This is a genomic window from Kitasatospora sp. NPDC048239, from assembly GCF_043202015.1.
In the GTDB taxonomy this organism is placed as follows: Bacteria; Actinomycetota; Actinomycetes; order Streptomycetales; family Streptomycetaceae; genus Kitasatospora.
Genome location: NZ_JBICZP010000002.1, coordinates 1 through 16,586, shown reverse-complemented (window position 1 = coordinate 16,586; position 16,586 = coordinate 1). Strand labels below are relative to the sequence as shown.

Sequence of the window (16,586 nt, the reverse complement as noted above, 5' to 3'; positions counted from 1 at the left end):
ACGGGAGCAGGGCAGATGGACAGCAGGATCTGGGAGAGCGTCGACCACCTGGTCGCCTGGTTGGACGAGGAGAGCCTGCTCTCCTCTCAGGAGGAGCGCCTGCTGCGCATCCTCAAGCTCTCCGAGGAGGTCGGCGAGGTCGGCGCCGCTGTCATCGGCGCCACCGGTCAGAATCCCCGCAAGGGCGTCACCCACAGCTGGGAGGACGTCCAGCACGAACTCTGCGACGTGGTCTTCTCTGCCCTGGTGGCTCTGCGCACCCTCACCCCGGACGCGGCGCGCGTCTTCGCCGAGCGCCTCGCCTACGTCGAGCAGCGTTCGGCGGCCAGTCGCCGGGAGCCCGAGGACCGCCGGGAGCCCGAGGGTGACCAGGAAGCCTGAGGACAGGCCTCCGCCGTGTCGACGCCCGGCGCGAGGGCACCCGGAACTCCCCACCGCCGAACGGTGTCCAGGTAGGCGAGGGGGCGGACGGCCTCCCGGGAGGGGGAACATCAGGTGTCCGACACCAGCGGGCGGATCGGCGAGGCCGGGTCCGGGCCTCGGGGGCGGAAGGTGGGACGGCTGGTGACGGCCTGGGCCCTGTCTCTGTGCGGAGCGTTCACCGTGGCCGTCGCCGGTTGGGGCGTGGTCGCGGTGATGCAGGACCACTCTCCGCGCGAGACCGACGTCAGCCGGGCTGAGCGGCTGGCGCAGTTGCACGCCGGGCAGCACCCGGGCAAGGGCCGCTACTACATCCCGGAGGCCGCCCACTACGGCCTGGCACCCGACGGGACGCCGGTCGGCTACCTCCACTACCGCCTAGGCGGCGGTGACGACGTGAACCTGGACGACTTCCTCCACGTCTACGACCTCCCGCAGCCGGGCGCCCCGGTCCCCCTCCCCGCCGACCTGAGGGCGGCCCTGCCCGGCGAGGAGCCCGCCGAGGCCGCACAGCTGCCCGAACCGACGGACGACACCGCCACCGCGACCGCGCCCGCCACCACCACCACCACCAGACGACAGATCTACGTGGCGCCCGCGAACACCGGCCTGGCCGGCGCCGCGGACGTCTACGTACGGGCCACCGCGAGCTGAGCCGCTCCAGGCAGAGCGCCCATCGGCCGGGACCAGAGGCCGAGCCCCCCCCAACCGGGACCAGCCGCGCAGGCCCACCGAAAGAGAGCCCCCAGGCCCGGGCTCCCAGCGTCGGCCGATGCCGCGGCGTGCCTTCGGGGACGCCGCGGCGCCGGCGCGCGAGGCGGCCTCCGGCCACCGTCCACGCCCCACGGGCATGGCCTGACGCCGTGACGCCCGTTGCGGCGTGTGGGTGGTTACGCACTGGACGCGGCGATCGGGCGCGGACCTGCGGGCCGGAGCGCCGCCCGGATCCGCGCCGGAACCGGGGGCGTCCATCGGACGAGAGGGGGCTCAGGGCGTTCGCACCAGTGCCTCGACCGCGGTCGCCGCGGTCTGTTCGACGAGTGCGATGCCGGTCTCCCGCGTGGGCTGACCGTCGGTGAGTACGACGACGAGCAGCGTGTGTCCCGCGCGTTCGACGATGCCCACGCTGTTGACGACCCACCGCTGAGGCGTTCCGTCCGGGAGCCAGCCGTTCTTGAGCACGGGCGGGTCGCCGGGCGCTCCCGCTGCGCCGACGCCCCAGTTCTGTCCGTCGGTGACGGCGCTCATGAGAGTCCGCAGGTACGACCGGGATGCGGCGCTCAAGGGGGAGTCCTGGGTGAACACGGCCTTCAGGAGGGAGATTTGGTCACCGGCCGTGGTCCGGGTCAGTCCCCAGGGTCCCGTTTGGCCGGCGTGCGCCGGGGTGAGTCCGAGTCGGGCGTTGGCCGCGTCCAGGCCTTGGCGTCTTCCTATGTCGGTCCAGAGCTTCTGCGCCGCGTCGTTGTCGCTGACGCGGATCATGTCGGAGGCCAGTTGTCGCTGAGCAGGGCTGAGCCGGTCTCCGCGGTCCTGCGTCTGCAGCAGCAGGGCGGCCAGAATGTTGACTTTGATGATGCTCGCGGAGGTGAAGGTCTCGGTGGACGAACCGTAGGCGGCCGAGCGGCCCGAGGTGAGGTCCTCGACGGCGAGAGCGTACCGGCCGTGGTGCCCCCCGAGCCCGTCGAGCGCGAGGCGCACAGCCTGTTCCGGCGTTGTCGTACGTGTGGCGGCGAGTTGCTCGGGAAGCGTGCCCGGCGCTGACGGGTTCGACGCCGCTGACGGGGTTGACGTCGGCAGCGGGCCGGAAGGGGCGCCTTCGGCGGGACTCGAGGTCGGGACCAGGACGTGGGCCACCATGGCGACGCCCACGAGTACGGGTATGACGAAGGCTGTCCGATGCTTCACGCGGGCACTCGCTCTCCGACATCCGGGCATGCGGACATCGCCTATTGGCCGGTAAGGGCGTGCAGGGGTCTCCGGGCGCGCCGCGGCGCGTGCCCGGTCCGGTGTCGTTGGCCTCAGTGGCGGCCGGTGCGGCTCACTTGCCGCAGGATCCGGAGATCTTCCCGTTCTCGTCGATCTCGATCGAGAAGTCCTGGTGGCCGCCGAGGTGCACGGTCCATCCGTGGGTGAGAGTTCCGGACGAGGGGTTGTCGGCGAGCCAGAACGGGGGGGTGGTGAAGGAGCAGGTGCCTGCGGCCGGGCCCTGGCCGGAGCGAAGGTTCGCGGTCACGAACTGTTCCCCGAGCCCCGCCACTGCTGTGGAGTCTCCGGACTTGGTGGCCGCCACCAGCCCGCCGTAGAAGCCGGAAACCGTGGGGTCGTCGCCCTTGCTGTCTCCGACGACCGGCCTACAGGTCAGGTCGGTCACCTTCCCCGTGGCCCCGTCGAAGGTCAGCGAAGGGGCCCGATCGAGCCGCGCAACCCCCTGGTACAGCAGGGCCTCGCCCGCCGCCAGCACGCCGTCGACCGAGGCACCGCAGGTCACACCGCGAGAGTCGGCGCCCCAGATCCGTTGGTACGTGGACTCGTTGGCGAACAGAGCTGCTACCGCCACCGGGTCCACCTGGGAGCGGGTAGCCGGATTCTGGTAGCGCAGGGCAGCGAGGAACAGCGCGTTCGTCGTCCGGGCCGGGTCGGCCGGGGAGGCCGGTTTCGAAGCCGATGTCGAAGCCGGAGCCGAAGCCGTGGGCGATGGCGGCTCGGTGGGCGGGGGAGAAGGCGGCAGCTCGACACTCGGCGCGGTCGATGCCTGAACGGGCACCGAGACGCGGTCACGATCGGCTCGGGACAGGAAGCCCGCGCCCAGGGCCACGATCGCCACGGCCGCCGCCGCGCCTGCCTGCAGACGCCGGCGGCGCTGCCGTACCGACCCGATGAGGCCGTCGACGTCGTAGCTGCCCGGCGGTTCCCGCCGTGAACGGTCGAGCATGGCCGCGGCCAGCTCCTGCTCCAGGTCGTAGTCCTTCATGCCGCCCCTCCTGAACGTGACTGCACTGCCTGGGCATCGACGGTCGACCGGAGTTTCGACAGGCCTCGGGCCACCTGGGACCGGACCGAGCCGGCCGAGATGTTCATCAGGTGGCCTATCTCCGCGTCGTCGAGATCTTCGAAGTACCGCAGCACCAGTACGGTGCGCATGCCGATCGGCAGGGACTGCAGCTCGCGCATCAACGCGTCGCGGACCACGAGACCTCTGTACGGATCGACGTGTCCGTCCCCGACGCCGTCGTCCAGGGGCACTTCCGCATGTCCGCGCAGTTTGCGCCAGCGGTCGTTGGCGAGGTTCACCAGGATCCTGCGCGCATAGGCCTCCGGCGCGTCGGCGGAGCGAATCCGGCGCCAGTGCCGACAGACCTGTTCCAGCGTGGACTGCACCAGATCGTCGGCCACATGACGCTCGCCGGTGAGCAGCAGCGCGGTCCTGAAGAGGGCGGACGACCGGGCGTGCACAAATGCCGTGAAGGCAGGGACGTCAGCGGTTCGCATGGTCACCCGGCTGGTGTCTGTTGAGCATCTTCGCCCCTCCCGAAGCCCCCTTGGCTCCCCCGCTCAACCTGACGGAGCCCGGTTCGCGACTGCTGCACGCGATCTTCGGTCGTGATGCAAGCGTTATCTTTGCGGCGGGCTCCCGCGCCCGCAGTCGGGGGCGGCGCGGCGGAGGCGGCGCGGCGGAGCCACCTCGGAATCGGTCCCGCTGCACCACGCCGCGACCGCCTGGTGAGCAGGGACAACCTGCCGGGCTGCCCCGTCACCGATCCACAACGGCTCCCGCTGCACCGCCGCCGGCATGCCAAGGGCGCTCAGGGACTCTGCCGCGAGGAACTACCAGGCCCTCGTCACCATCGCCTGCCTCAAGCTATGGCTGCCATGACTTCTGCGGACCCGTCCTAGGCGTTCGGGGCGACCTTCGCCAGGCCGTTGATGATGCGGTCCATCGCGTCGCCGCCCTGGGGGTCGGTCAGGTTGGCCAGCATCTTCAGGACGAACTTCATCAGGATCGGGTGGGTGAGGCCGCGCTGGGTGGCGAGCTGCATCACCTTCGGGTTGCCGATGAGCTTCACGAAGCCGCGGCCGAGGGTGTAGTAGCCGCCGTAGACGTCCTTGAGGATCCGCGGGTACGCCTGGAGGGCGCGCTCGCGGCCCGCCTCGGTCACGCGGGCGTTGGCCTGGACGATGACCCCGGCGGCGATCTGCCCGGATTCCATCGCGTAGGCGATGCCCTCGCCGTTGAACGGGTTGACCATCCCGGCCGCGTCGCCGACCAGCAGCAGGCCGCGGGTGTAGTGCGGCTGCCGGTTGAAGGCCATCGGCAGGGCGGCGCCGCGGATCGGGTCGGTCATGTTCTCCGGCGTGTAGCCCCACTCCTCCGGCATGCTGGCGCACCAGGCCTTGAGCACCTCGCGCCAGTCCAGCTCGCCGAAGGCGGGTGAGGAGTTCAGGATGCCGAGGCCGACGTTGGACGTGCCGTCGCCCATCCCGAAGATCCAGCCGTAGCCGGGCAGCAGCTTCCGCTGGCCGTCCCGGGTGTCCCACAGCTCCAGCCAGGACTCCAGGTAGTCGTCGTCGTGGCGCGGCGAGGTGAAGTACGTCCGGTAGGCGACGCCCATCGGGCGGTCCTCGCGGCGGTGCAGGCCCATGGCGAGCGAGAGCCGCGTCGAGTTGCCGTCGGCGGCGACGACCAGCGGGGCCCGGAAGACGACCGGGCGCTTCTCCTCGCCGAGCTTGGCGGTGACGCCGACGATCCGGCCGGTGCGGTCGTCCAGGACCGGACCGCTGACGTTGCAGCGCTCGTACAGCCGGGCACCGGCCTTCTCGGCCTGCCGGGCCAGCAGCTCGTCGAAGTCGGCGCGCTTGCGGACCAGGCCGTAGTCGGGGAAGGCCGACAGCTCCGGCCAGTCCAGCTCCAGCCGGACGCCGCCGCCGATGATCCGCAGGCCCTTGTTGTGCAGCCAGCCGTTCTCCAGCGACACGTCGATGCCCATGTCGACCAGCTGCTTGGTGGCACGCGGGGTCAGGCCGTCGCCGCAGACCTTCTCACGCGGGAACGCCGTCTTCTCCAGCAGCAGCACGTCCAGGCCGGCCTGCGCGAGGTAGTACGCGGTGGTGGCACCCGCCGGGCCCGCGCCGACCACGATGACGTCGGCGGTGCTCTCCACAACCCCTGCGCTCAGGTCAACTGCGGTCTCGGACACGGTGGGCACACTCCTGCTGCGGGTCGGCTGGGCTTGGACGAGTCTACGAGCTGCTGACGGCCGGCCGGCCCGCTCAGACCTTGTACGCGCGGTGCAGTGCGACGATCCCGCCGGTGAGGTTCCGCCAGGCGGCCTTGCCCCAACCGGCGTCCTGCAGCTTCGCGGCCAGCCCTGGCTGGTCCGGCCAGGCGCGGATGGACTCGGCGAGGTAGACGTAGGCGTCCGGGTTGCTGCTGACGGCGGTGGCCACCGGCGGCAGCGCGCGCATCAGGTACTCGGTGTAGACGGTCCGGAACGGCGTCCAGGTCGGGGTGGAGAACTCGCAGATCACGAGCTTGCCGCCGGGCTTGGTGACCCGGTACATCTCGCGCAGCGCGGCCTCGGTGTCGTGCACGTTGCGCAGCGCGAAGGAGATCGTCACCGCGTCGAAGGTGCCGTCGGCGAACGGCAGCCTGGTGGCGTCGCCCGCGGTGAGCGGCAGCTCGGGGTGGCGGCGCTTGCCCTCGGTGAGCATGCCCACCGAGAAGTCGCACGGGACGACCTTGGCTCCGGCGTCGACGAAGGGCAGCGAGGAGGTACCGGTGCCGGCCCCGAGGTCGAGCACGAGGTCTCCCGGTCCGGCGGCCACCGCCTCGGCCACCGCCCGGCGCCAGGCGCGGGCCTGGCCCAGGGAGATCACGTCGTTGGTGCGGTCGTACTTCGCCGCGACGTCGTCGAACATGGCGGCGACTTCGTGCGGCTGCTTGTCCAGAGAGGCTCGGGTCACGACCCCATTGTTCACCCTGAGGACGACAGCACGGGCAAGGGGGCACGCCGTCCGTCGCACGAGGGCCTCACCGGCTCACCCCGCCAGGACCCCGGAACGCCCGACCAGGGCCCCGGAACACCCGCCACGGACCCCGCCGGGCCCGTCCGACCGACCCCGTCCGACCGACCCGGTCCGTCCGGACCGACCCGGCGCCGCCGGAGCGTCAGTGCAGGCCCCGGCGCCCGCCCGAGCGGCGCCGGCGGCGCGAGCGCTTGCCCTGCGTTATCGCGGGCATCCCGTCGGGCAGTGCGCCCGCGGCGAGCGCGACGGTGGTGGCGAAGCGGCTCTGACCGCTGCGGATGGCCACCGCCCGGCGGTGCCGGAGGATCCGCAGCATGCAGACGGCGAAGAACAGCAGGGCCACCGGCACGCTGAACCGGGCCAGCCCGACTCCGACCGGCTGCGGGTAGGTGTCGCCGCAGATCCGTACCGCGCCCGCGTCGTCGGCGGCGTGTTCCAGGCAGATCGCGTCGCCGAGCTTGGCGCCGTCCGCCAGCGGCAGCGCGGCGGCGGTGTGCGGCTGCCCGGCGGCCCGGTAGCTGACGGCACTGTAGGACCCGCCGCCGGTGGGCAGCTGGGTGACGACGCCCTCCACTCTCACCGGGTGGGCGCCGATCCGGTCCGCCTGGTCGGCTTGGCGCCAACCGAGCAGGCACATGCCGACGGCCAGCACGGCGCTGAGCACAGCGGCGAGGTACCAACCACGGCCCAACCGCGGGGAGCGCGGCGGGGGGACGGTCGCGGATCGCATGGTTCCTGTCCTGGCTTGCCTTCGGGGCCTGGGACAGGGCCCCGACACCCGCCGGGGGACGGGTGATGTGTGGTGAGGGTACGGAGTGAGCTGTCCGGGATCGTATCCGCTGGCGGGCCCTCAGGTCACGGCGAAGGGTGAATCAGACGATATGGCCGCAAGCGGAGTTCGGCGGCACACGAAGGAAGTCCGGTACGTCGAACGGGAATCCGGCTACCGACGGGTAGGAGATCGGATTCAGCGCCGCCGGTACAGCAGGCGCCCGGCCAGCACGGTGGCGAGGCAGCCGCCGGGGCGCGGGACGCCGCCATCGGCGCCGAACACCGCGAAGTCGGCCCGCCCGCCGACCGTCAGCCGCCCGTACACCGCCGCGGCGAGCGGCAGCACGGCAAGCGGGTCAAGCGGCCCCTCGCCCCCCACAGGCCCCCCGGCTCCCGCAGCTCCCGCAGCCACCGACGCCACCGGACCCCCCAGCGCGGCCAGCCCCGAACGCGCCACCGCCATCCGCACCGCATCGTGCTCGAACGGACCGGCCACCGCCGTCACCCCGAAGCCGAGCATCCGCTGCAGCCCGCGCCGGGCGCTCGCGCCGTACCGCGCCGGATCGGACCCACCCGCACCACCCACCGGGCCGTCCGCACCACCCACCGGGCCGTCCGCGCCACCCGACGGGCCACCACCCGCCGGGCCACCACCCGCAAGCCCCCCGGGCACCGGCTCGCTGCCGACCCCCTCACGCGGGTCCGGGTGGTAGGCGCACTCCAGCAGCCAGTGCCCGTACGGGTTGCACAGCCCGGGCGTGAGCACGGCGTCCCCCCAGTCCCGCACCCGGGCCTGCGGATACGCGTCCGCCGCCGCCCCGAACGGGCCGAGCGCGGCGATCCGCTCGCCCTGCACCACCACCGCCCCGTCGGAGATCGGCGGGGCGGCGGGGTCGGCCGGGTCGGGCAGCACGAGGGCGGCCCGGTGCAGGGTCAGCACGGCGGAGGCGGGGTCAGCACGGCGGGAGGCGTCAGGCGTTGTCGAGGATCTTCAGCTCCGGGTGCGCCGTCCCGCCCTCGATCGCGGTGGAGGCGATGTGCGAGGCGACCCGCGGGTCCACCGGGTCGTTCGCCGGGTCGTCCAGCACCCGCAGGTGCTGGTACGTGGTCGATCGCTGGGCCGGCACGCGGTCGGCGGCCCGGATCAGGTGGATCAGCTCGGTGAGGTTGGAGCGGTGCTTGGCACCGGCCGCCGAGACGACGTTCTCCTCCAGCATGACCGAGCCCAGGTCGTCCGCGCCGTAGTGCAGCGACAGCTGGCCGGCCTCCTTGCCGGTGGTCAGCCAGGAGCCCTGGATGTGGGCGACGTTGTCGAGGAACAGGCGGGCGATGGCGATCATCCGCAGGTACTCGAAGACGGTGGCCTGGGTCGAGCCCTTCAGGTGGTTGTTCTGCGGCTGGTAGGTGTACGGGATGAAGGCCCGGAAGCCGCCGGTGCGGTCCTGCACCTCGCGGATCATCCGCAGGTGCTCGATCCGCTCGGCGTTGGTCTCGCCGGTGCCCATCAGCATGGTGGAGGTGGACTCCACGCCCAGGCCGTGCGCGGCCTCCATGATCTCCAGCCAGCGCTCGCCGGACTCCTTGAGCGGCGCGATCGCCTTGCGCGGCCGCTCCGGCAGCAGCTCGGCACCGGCGCCCGCGAAGGAGTCCAGGCCCGCCTTGTGGATCCGGGTGATGGCCTCCTCGATGGAGACCTTGGAGATCCGCGCCATGTGCTCGACCTCGGAGGCGCCCAGCGAGTGGATCACCAGCTGCGGGAAGTCCGCCTTGATCGCCGCGAACGCGCGCTCGTAGTACTCCACGCCGTAGTCCGGGTGGTGGCCGCCCTGGAACATGATCTGGGTGCCGCCCAGCTCGACCGTCTCCGCGCAGCGGCGCAGGATCTCGTCGAGGTCGCGGGACCAGCCCTTGTCGCTCTTCGGCGCCACGTAGAACGCGCAGAACTTGCACGCCGTCACACAGACGTTGGTGTAGTTGATGTTGCGCTCGATGATGTACGTCGCGATGTGCTCGGTACCGGCGTAGCGGCGGCGGCGGACGGCGTCGGCCGCCGAGCCGAGCGCGTGCAGCGGCGCCGAGCGGTACAGCTCCAGCGCCTCCTCCGGGCTGATCCGGCCGCCACCGGCGGCCCGGTCGAGGATGGCCTGCAGGTCGGTGCTGGGCGCATCGAGGGTGATCGCTGCGAGCTCGGACACCTGGCGGCCTTCTCTCTCTCGGGTACTGCTGCGTGTTCTGGAGGTACTGCTGAAACCACTGCTGGCTACGGCCGAACCAGCCTACGCCAGCCCTTGCGCGTGCCTGCGTCAGCCCGCGTGCCGCAGCGTCCCGGACGGGTTCCCGGCCGGCGGGTCGGCGGAGGTGAAGCGGATCGTGCCGTCCTTCTGCAGGGTGAGCGTCTCCGAGTTCGACCCGCCGGTGCACGCCCCGGGAAACGAGGAGCCGACCAGCCGCGAGGTGAAGACCAGCTTCTCGGGTGACACCGAGTCGAGCCTCCAGGCACCGTCACAGGTGACCGAGAGCGAACCGGCGATGACGACGGTGTTGTGGCTGGTGGTGTTCTCCTGGCCGATCGCGGCCGGGCCGATGGTGAGCGTGGTGACACCGGCGGGCAGCCGCTTCTCGGTGGTCATGTCCCCGCTCCAGGCGCCGAGGAACGCACTCGGCACCACACTCGGGCCGGACCCGCCCCCGGCAGCCGACGGGGGCGCCGGGAGGACGGTCGTCGAACTGGACGAGGACGTCGTCGAGGAGGAGGTGACCGACATGCTGAACGAGGCGCTGACGGTCGTCGCCGTGGTGGGCCCGGTCTCCGGATCCGGGCCCGGGCCCGCGTTCGACCGCAGGCCCCGGTAGATCCCGTACCCGAGGGCCGGGACCACCAGCGCGGCCACCAGGATGGCCACCACCCCGGACCGGGTGCGGCTGCCGCCCGCCGGCCGGGCCCCGGTGGGAATGCGGTCCACCGGGGAGGCCGCCCCGGTGGGGACGCGGTCCACCGGCGAGGCCGCCTCGGTCGGCGTACGCTCCACCGGTTCGGCCGACCGGTCACCCCCGGCACCGGACCCGGCGCTCACACCCGCGGCACCCGGCTCCCCCGCCTCCAGGTCCAGCAGCTGGACGGCGCTGCGCCCCACCGCCGCCGCCAGCGCGGGCGGCAGCCAACCGCCCCGCCCGAGCCGGACGGTGGCGCCGCCGTCGCCGTCCAGCCGGGCCCGCAACTGCTCGGGGGTCGGCCGGACGGCCGGGTCCTTGGCCAGGCAACCGAGCACGACCGAGCGCAGCGGCTCGACCAGCCCGGTCAGGTCCGGCTCCTCGTGCAGCACCCGGTAGAGCAGGACCGCGACGCTGACGCCCTCCCCGAACGGCTGGATGCCGGTGGCCGCGAAGGCGAGCACCGCACCGAGCGAGAAGACGTCGCTCGACGGCCCGGCAGACAGCCCGGCCGCCTGTTCCGGCGACATGAAGCCGGGCGAGCCGACCACATAACCGGACTGGGTGAAGCCGCTGGTCGCGTCCAGCGCGCGGGCGATACCGAAGTCGATCAGCCGCGGCCCGTCCAGGGTGAGCAGCACGTTGGACGGCTTGACGTCCCGGTGGACCAGCCCCAGCGCGTGCACGTGGGCGAGCGCCTCGGCGAGTCCGACGCCGAGGGTCCGCACGGCCGGCTCGGGCAGCGGTCCGAACTCCCGTACGGCGGCGCCGAGCGCGGGCCCGGCGACATAGCCGGTGGCCACCCACGGGTGCTCGCCCTCGGTGTCCGCGTCCAGCACGGGCGCCGTCCAGGCCCCGCCGACCAGACGGGCGGCGGCGACCTCCTGCCGGAAGCGGGCGCGGAACTCGGCGTCCTCGGCCAGCTCCCCGCGGACCAGCTTGACGGCCACCGTGCGCCCGCCCGCCGTCCGGCCGAGGTAGACCCGGCCCATGCCGCCCGCGCCGAGTCGGCGCAGCAGCCGGTACCGGCCCACCTCGCGCGGATCGTCCGACCCCAGTGCCTGCATCCCCCGCACGCTCCCCTCGCCCGCCCGGCGTCCACCGCCGAGGCCGTGTGCCGACGCTACCGGGCGGCCGGGGCCTGACGGGGGGTGGTTTGCCCCCCGCCTCCGCCGACAGCGGCTCCCGACCCCGCCGCGCCGTCAGAGCACCGCCATCAGACCACCACTGTTCAGAGCACCGCCGTCAGACCACCGCCGTCAGACCACCGCCGGCACCGGCTCCAGCAGCCGCACCGCGACGTCGGGGGCGAAGCCGCTGTCGTGGCCGACCCGGCGGGCGAACTCCGCGACGCCCGCCAGCTGCCGCTCGCCGAGCGAGAAGTCCAGCGCCTCGCTGAAGTAGCGCTCCAGCACCCCGGCGTCGAACTCCTCCCAGCGGGCCGCGTGCTCGGCTACCTCGCGGGCCTCCACCAGCGAGAGGTCCCGGGACTCCAGGAAGGCCCGGTGCACCGCGGCCGTCAGCTCGGGGCTGCGCTCGACGAAGTCGCGGCGGGCGGCCCAGACCGCGAAGACGAAGGGCAGACCGGTCCACTCCTTCCACATCTCGCCGAGGTCGTGCACCGCCAGCCCCTGCGCGGCCGCCTGCCCCAGGTAGGCCCGCAGCGCCGGGTCGCCGATCAGCACGGCGGCATCCGCCTCGGCGAGCATCGCGTCCAGGTCGGGCGGGCAGCTGAAGTACTCCGGCCGGACCCCTTCGCGTTCCTCCAGCAGCAGCCGCGCGAGCCGGACCGAGGTCCGGCTGGTGGAGCCGAGGGCGACCCGTCGGCCGTCCAGCTCGGCGAGCGGCAGCTTGCTGACGATCACGCAGGACATCACCGGTCCGTCGCTGCCGACCGCGATGTCCGGCAGGACCAGCAGGTCGTCCGCGTGGCGCAGGTACTCCACGCAGGTGATCGGACCGATGTCCAGAGAACCGCTCACCAACTGGTCACTCAACTTCTCGGGAGTGTCCTTGGTGAGATCGAGATCCAGCAGATTGCCGGTCCTGGCCAAGCCCCAGTAGAGGGGGACGCAGTTCAGGAACTGAATATGTCCGACCCGCGGCCTGACCGGCGTCTCCGAGGTCTCCTGGACTACCGCAACCGGTTCTGCCACTGCCGTCACTCCCTTGCTGTTCGTGCCCTCCCCGCAGGGTATGCCCGGCGTTCCCGACGGCCCGCACCGGCCTTGCGACACGCTCTGGATCGTCCTTCGCCACCCGTCCCGGACCCGTCCCGGAGCTACTCCGAACGTGCTCTGAACGCGCCCCGAACCCGCTCCGGACCGGCCTCCCGGCACGTCCTGCGAGCCCCTTCAGGACACCGCGCCAGGGCCCGACAACCGGTCTGTACAGGCCTTACGACACGCCTTGTCCGGACCGCAAGTCACCCCTGGTCGTCACAGCGCACGCATGCTAGCGTTGCCCTCAGTTGCAGTTTGATTCCCCTTGCAGTACTTGAAGCCTGCGGAGCATGTAACCGCAGGCTTTTTGTAGTTTTTCAGCAATATCGAAAAACTCCGGACCCGTCCGGAGGCAGGGCGATCAGCGCAGCGGACCGGGTGCCACACGGTGTGGCCCCCAATACGTCCCTCGCAAGGAGAACGGCATGGCTCAGGGAACCGTCAAGTGGTTCAACGCTGAGAAGGGCTTCGGCTTCATCGCCCAGGAGGGCGGCGGCCCCGACGTCTTCGTCCACTACTCCGCCATCAACGCGAACGGTTTCCGCTCGCTGGAGGAGAACCAGGCGGTCAGCTTCGACGTCACCCAGGGCCCGAAGGGCCCGCAGGCGGAGAACGTTACCGCTATCTGATCATCCTCTGATGTTCTGATCGCTCGGGACCCCTCGGGTCCGCCGGCGGCCCCCGCGGCCGTCACCATGAGCACAAGAGAAGTACCCAAGGGGGCCCGCCTGTAGGTGGGCCCCCTGCCTTGTGCCGGCACCCCCGCACCCCGCGACCCCACACCCTGTGCCCCTGCGCCCCGCGACCCTGCGCCGGCGGGCCGGGGCCCGCCTCCGGCCGCCACGCGAGAAGGCCCGCCCCCCACCGGGGACGGGCCTCTCGAAGCGTCGGCCGTCAGGCGGCGACGGCCTCCTTCTTCCCGGTCTGCGCCGGGATGGCGGCCGCGGGCTGGTCCTCGTAGAGGTCGCCGGCCGGGTTGTTGTACGCGGTGAGGTCGAGGGTCTTCTCGCGGGCCGCGACCAGGATCGGCACGAGCGCCTGACCGGCGACGTTCGTCGCGGTGCGGATCATGTCGAGGATCGGGTCGATGGCGAGGAGGAGACCGACGCCCTCCAGCGGGAGGCCCAGGGTGGAGAGGGTCAGGGTCAGCATCACGATCGCGCCGGTGAGGCCCGCGGTGGCGGCGGAGCCGATGACCGAGACGAAGGCGATCAGCAGGTAGTCCTTGATGCCGAGGTCGATGCCGTAGACCTGGGCGACGAAGATCGCGGCGATCGACGGGTAGATCGCGGCGCAGCCGTCCATCTTGGTCGTGGCGCCGAACGGGACGGCGAAGGAGGCGTACTCGCTGGGGACGCCGAGGCGCTCGGTGACGCGGCGGGTGACCGGGAGGGTGCCGACGGAGGAGCGGGAGACGAAGGCCAGCTGGATGGCGGGCCAGGCGCCCTTGAAGAAGTTCAGCGGGTTGAGGCCGCCGGCGAACTTCAGCAGCAGCGAGTAGACGACGAACAGCACCAGCGCGCAGCCGATGTAGATGTCCGCGGTGAGGGTGGCGAAGGGCTTGAGCAGGTCCCAGCCGTACTTGGCGACGGACTTGCCGATCAGGCCGAGGGTGCCGAGCGGGGAGAGCCGGATGACCCACCAGAGGGCGGTCTGGGTGAGCTCCAGGACCGACTCGCTGAGCTTGAGGACCGGCTCGGCCTTGGCGCCGAGCTTGATGATCGCGGCGCCGGCCACGACCGCCAGGAAGACGATCTGAAGCACGTTCACCTGGGTGAACGCGTCGACGATGTTGGTCGGGAAGATGCCGGTCAGGAAGTCGATCCAGGTACCGGTGGACTTCGGCGGCTTGAGGCCCTCGGTCTTGAGGTTGGTGCCCTCGCCCGGGTTGGTGAGCAGGCCCAGGCCCAGGCCGATCGCAACGGCGATCAGCGAGGTGATCAGGAACCAGAGCAGGGTGCGGACGGCCAGCCGGGCCGCGTTGGTGACGTTCCGCAGGTTGGCGACGGAGACCACGATCGCGGTGAAGACCAGCGGCGGGACGGCCAGCTTCAGCAGCTGGACGAAGATCTTGCCGATGGTCTCCAAGGTGGTGGCCAGCCAGGAGATGTCAGCGGTGCGGGCCAGGTAGCCGAGGCCGACGCCGAACACGAGGCCGGCGACGATCTGGACCCAGAACGGGGTCTTGCGGATTCTGGCGAGCACGGACGGCGACGAGGTCGCCTCGGGCGCTGTGGACATGACGGTGCGGCTCCGGGGGAGGGCGTTGCTGACGGTGAGATGAGGCGGGGAAGGCGGCACGGCGCGGGGGCCGGGCGGGGAGGGCTGGGCCCCCGGTCAGGGGCGTGCCGCCTGGATACAGCTCATGGCGCGACAACGGCGCGGGCTGTCCACAGCACCGGACAGACGGGACCCGCGGGCGGCGCCGGGCATCGAGCCCAGGCCGTGCATCCGGGGTGCGTCTGAGGTGGTCATGGCCGACACGTTAGCAGTAAAGGTTTGAGATGTTCAAAGTAGTTGTTTGAGATCCGGACAGTTACGGACACGAACGAGGCTGACACACCATCAGCTGCTCCGTGCCCGCCGATTGACCGCAGTGTGGTTATACGTATAACTTGGAGGTCGCCCCGCCCACGCCTGCCCAGAACCGGAGAGCCGTCCATGGGCTATCTCGCCCTGCTCCGCGCCCCCCACGTCAGCCGACTGCTCTTCGGCACCCTGCTCGGCCGGCTGCCCGCCGGAATGACCGCCCTGGTCATCGCCCTCGCGCTGCGCGAGGCCGGCACGCCGTACAGCCGGATCGGGCTGGCCACCGCCGCGTACGCCATCTCCGCCGCCGTCGGCGGGCCCGTGCTGGGCCGGATCGTGGACCGCACCGGGCAGCCGCGGGTGCTGCTCGCCTCCGCCGTGGTGGCCGGCGGCGGGTACGCACTGCTGGCGCTCGCGCCCGGCTCCGCGCTGGCCGCGCCGATCGGCGCCGCGATAGCCGGACTCGCCATGCCGCCGCTCGAACCCTGCCTGCGCTCGCTCTGGCCGGACGTCGTCGAGGAGCGGCAGCTCGACACCGCGTACGCCTTCGACTCCGCCTCGCAGCAGATCCTGTACGTCGCCGGGCCGCTCGCGGTGGCCGGGATCGCGGGCGCGTTCAGCCCGGTCGCGGCGCTCTGGGTGGCGGCCGGGCTGGGGCTGGCCGGGGCGCTGGTCGTCGCCACCGCCGGACCGGCACGGGCCTGGCAGGCGCCGCCGCGGTCCGCGCACTCCTCGGGGCTGCTCGGACCGCTGCGCTCCCCCGGTCTGGTGCTGCTGCTGATCGGGCTGGCCGGCGCGGGCTGGGCCGTCGGCGCGCAGAACGTGCTGTTCATCGCCTACGCCGAGGCGCACGAGGGCGGACTGCCCGGCGGGGCCGGGACGCTGCTGGCGCTGGCGGCGCTCGGCGGACTGCTGGGCGCGCTCGCGTACGGCGCGGTGCGGTGGCGCAGCAGCACGGCGACCCGGACCTGGGTGATGGCGCTCGGCATGGCGGCCAGCTACCTGCCGTTGGTGCTGCTGCCCGGACCGTACGCGATGGCGGGGCTGGCGTTCCTCTCCGGGATCGGGCTGGCGCCGCTGCTGGCGGCGGCGTTCGTGCTGGTCGCCGAGCTGGCGCCGGTCGGCACGGTGACGGAGGCCTTCGCCTGGCTGGTGACCCTGTTCGCGACCGGCAACTCGCTCGGCTACGCCGTCTCCGGCAACCTCGCGGAGGACTCGCTGCGGCCGGTGGCGCTCTGCGCGGCGGGCGGGATCACGCTGGGCGGGCTGCTGCTGTTCGGCGCCCGCGGCTGGTTCCGACCGGCGGCGGCCGTCCGCGCGGTCGAGCAGCCCGTCCCGGTCGGCTGACCGGGGCGATCAGGCCGATCGGGCCGAGGGGAACGAGGGGAACGAGGGGAACGAGGGGAACGAGGGGAACGAGCCCCTCCTGAAGACGTGGCTGCGCCCGTCGGACCGGGTGGTCTGGACGACGGGCGCAGTCGCACACCCGGGGATCACCCGGCATCGATCGACCGGTTCGGGGCGCACCAGGCACCCAGCCGCACCGGAACCAGAACCAGAACCAGCAGGACCAGGACCGGAGCCAGGCCCGGGCCTAGGGCCTTTCTTTTGGATCAGCGGGCGGACCAGATGAAGATGCCCGCGATGTGGAGTCCGGCCTGGAAGACGGTGGCGGTCTTCTCGTAGCGG

At 72.2% G+C, this 16,586-nt stretch carries 15 protein-coding genes; 4 read left to right on the top strand and 11 right to left on the bottom strand.

The annotated features are described in order from the left end of the window. Positions 1-15 precede the first annotated feature (15 nt). Positions 16-381 (top strand): MazG-like family protein, encoded by a 366-nt coding sequence (locus tag ACGFZP_RS04095; protein ID WP_392928375.1) that lies wholly within the window; start codon positions 16-18, stop codon positions 379-381. Positions 382-495: 114 nt separating this feature from the next. Further along, on the top strand, positions 496-1,074 hold the full coding sequence (locus ACGFZP_RS04090; RefSeq protein WP_392928373.1) for a hypothetical protein: 579 nt from the start codon (positions 496-498) through the stop codon (positions 1,072-1,074). A 333-nt stretch (positions 1,075-1,407) separates the two neighbouring features. Here ACGFZP_RS04090 and ACGFZP_RS04085 read toward each other — a convergent pair whose 3' ends face one another. The 10 genes from ACGFZP_RS04085 to ACGFZP_RS04040 all read right to left on the bottom strand — a co-directional run bounded on the left by ACGFZP_RS04085 (position 1,408) and on the right by ACGFZP_RS04040 (position 12,302). Then, positions 1,408-2,289, bottom strand: coding sequence for a serine hydrolase (locus ACGFZP_RS04085; RefSeq protein WP_392928371.1), 882 nt, complete (start codon positions 2,287-2,289; stop codon positions 1,408-1,410). Between the two features lie 169 nt (positions 2,290-2,458). Further along, positions 2,459-3,391 carry a hypothetical protein gene (locus ACGFZP_RS04080; RefSeq protein WP_392928369.1) on the bottom strand — a complete coding sequence of 311 codons (933 nt, stop codon included), beginning with the start codon at positions 3,389-3,391 and terminating at the stop codon, positions 2,459-2,461. Next, positions 3,388-3,909: a SigE family RNA polymerase sigma factor gene (locus tag ACGFZP_RS04075; protein WP_392929621.1), complete on the bottom strand. Its 522-nt coding sequence runs from the start codon at positions 3,907-3,909 to the stop codon at positions 3,388-3,390. The genes ACGFZP_RS04080 and ACGFZP_RS04075 overlap by 4 nt, the downstream gene beginning before the upstream one ends. A 401-nt stretch (positions 3,910-4,310) precedes the next feature. Further along, positions 4,311-5,594: a geranylgeranyl reductase family protein gene (locus ACGFZP_RS04070; RefSeq protein ID WP_392929619.1), complete on the bottom strand. Its 1,284-nt coding sequence runs from the start codon at positions 5,592-5,594 to the stop codon at positions 4,311-4,313. Positions 5,595-5,688: 94 nt separating this feature from the next. Continuing rightward, the gene (locus ACGFZP_RS04065) at positions 5,689-6,381 is read right to left on the bottom strand and encodes a demethylmenaquinone methyltransferase (RefSeq protein WP_392928367.1); all 693 of its coding nucleotides are present in this window, start codon (positions 6,379-6,381) and stop codon (positions 5,689-5,691) included. A 205-nt stretch (positions 6,382-6,586) separates the two neighbouring features. After that, complete coding sequence (locus tag ACGFZP_RS04060; RefSeq protein WP_392928366.1) at positions 6,587-7,174, bottom strand: hypothetical protein; 588 nt, start codon at positions 7,172-7,174, stop codon at positions 6,587-6,589. A 237-nt stretch (positions 7,175-7,411) separates the two neighbouring features. Continuing rightward, positions 7,412-8,155: a hypothetical protein gene (locus ACGFZP_RS04055; protein WP_392928364.1), complete on the bottom strand. Its 744-nt coding sequence runs from the start codon at positions 8,153-8,155 to the stop codon at positions 7,412-7,414. 31 nt (positions 8,156-8,186) lie between these two features. Further along, positions 8,187-9,410, bottom strand: a complete 1,224-nt coding sequence (mqnC, locus tag ACGFZP_RS04050; RefSeq protein ID WP_392928362.1) for a cyclic dehypoxanthinyl futalosine synthase — start codon at positions 9,408-9,410, stop codon at positions 8,187-8,189. Between the two features lie 108 nt (positions 9,411-9,518). Next, positions 9,519-11,213, bottom strand: coding sequence for a serine/threonine-protein kinase (locus tag ACGFZP_RS04045; protein ID WP_392928360.1), 1,695 nt, complete (start codon positions 11,211-11,213; stop codon positions 9,519-9,521). Between the two features lie 192 nt (positions 11,214-11,405). Beyond that, on the bottom strand, positions 11,406-12,302 hold the full coding sequence (locus ACGFZP_RS04040) for a menaquinone biosynthetic enzyme MqnA/MqnD family protein (protein WP_392928358.1): 897 nt from the start codon (positions 12,300-12,302) through the stop codon (positions 11,406-11,408). Positions 12,303-12,793: 491 nt separating this feature from the next. Here ACGFZP_RS04040 and ACGFZP_RS04035 point away from each other — a divergent pair, with 491 nt between their 5' ends. Continuing rightward, positions 12,794-12,997, top strand: a complete 204-nt coding sequence (locus ACGFZP_RS04035) for a cold-shock protein (protein WP_057227626.1) — start codon at positions 12,794-12,796, stop codon at positions 12,995-12,997. Positions 12,998-13,262: 265 nt separating this feature from the next. Here the strand turns inward: ACGFZP_RS04035 and ACGFZP_RS04030 are convergent, their stop codons facing one another. Continuing rightward, positions 13,263-14,609: a dicarboxylate/amino acid:cation symporter gene (locus ACGFZP_RS04030; protein ID WP_392928355.1), complete on the bottom strand. Its 1,347-nt coding sequence runs from the start codon at positions 14,607-14,609 to the stop codon at positions 13,263-13,265. A gap of 420 nt (positions 14,610-15,029) precedes the next feature. On the opposite strand from ACGFZP_RS04030, the gene ACGFZP_RS04025 reads away from it, so the two are divergent. Next, positions 15,030-16,244, top strand: coding sequence for an MFS transporter (locus tag ACGFZP_RS04025; protein WP_392928353.1), 1,215 nt, complete (start codon positions 15,030-15,032; stop codon positions 16,242-16,244). Positions 16,245-16,586 lie beyond the last annotated feature (342 nt).

Coding starts and splice junctions, on each gene's coding strand:
- ACGFZP_RS04095 (WP_392928375.1), top strand. CDS start 16: ATGGACAGCAGGATCTGGGAGAGCGTCGACCACCTGGTCGCCTGGTTG.
- ACGFZP_RS04080 (WP_392928369.1), bottom strand. CDS start 3,391: ATGAAGGACTACGACCTGGAGCAGGAGCTGGCCGCGGCCATGCTCGAC.
- ACGFZP_RS04075 (WP_392929621.1), bottom strand. CDS start 3,909: ATGCGAACCGCTGACGTCCCTGCCTTCACGGCATTTGTGCACGCCCGG.
- ACGFZP_RS04060 (WP_392928366.1), bottom strand. CDS start 7,174: ATGCGATCCGCGACCGTCCCCCCGCCGCGCTCCCCGCGGTTGGGCCGT.
- ACGFZP_RS04045 (WP_392928360.1), bottom strand. CDS start 11,213: ATGCAGGCACTGGGGTCGGACGATCCGCGCGAGGTGGGCCGGTACCGG.
- ACGFZP_RS04035 (WP_057227626.1), top strand. CDS start 12,794: ATGGCTCAGGGAACCGTCAAGTGGTTCAACGCTGAGAAGGGCTTCGGC.
- ACGFZP_RS04030 (WP_392928355.1), bottom strand. CDS start 14,609: ATGTCCACAGCGCCCGAGGCGACCTCGTCGCCGTCCGTGCTCGCCAGA.
- ACGFZP_RS04025 (WP_392928353.1), top strand. CDS start 15,030: ATGGGCTATCTCGCCCTGCTCCGCGCCCCCCACGTCAGCCGACTGCTC.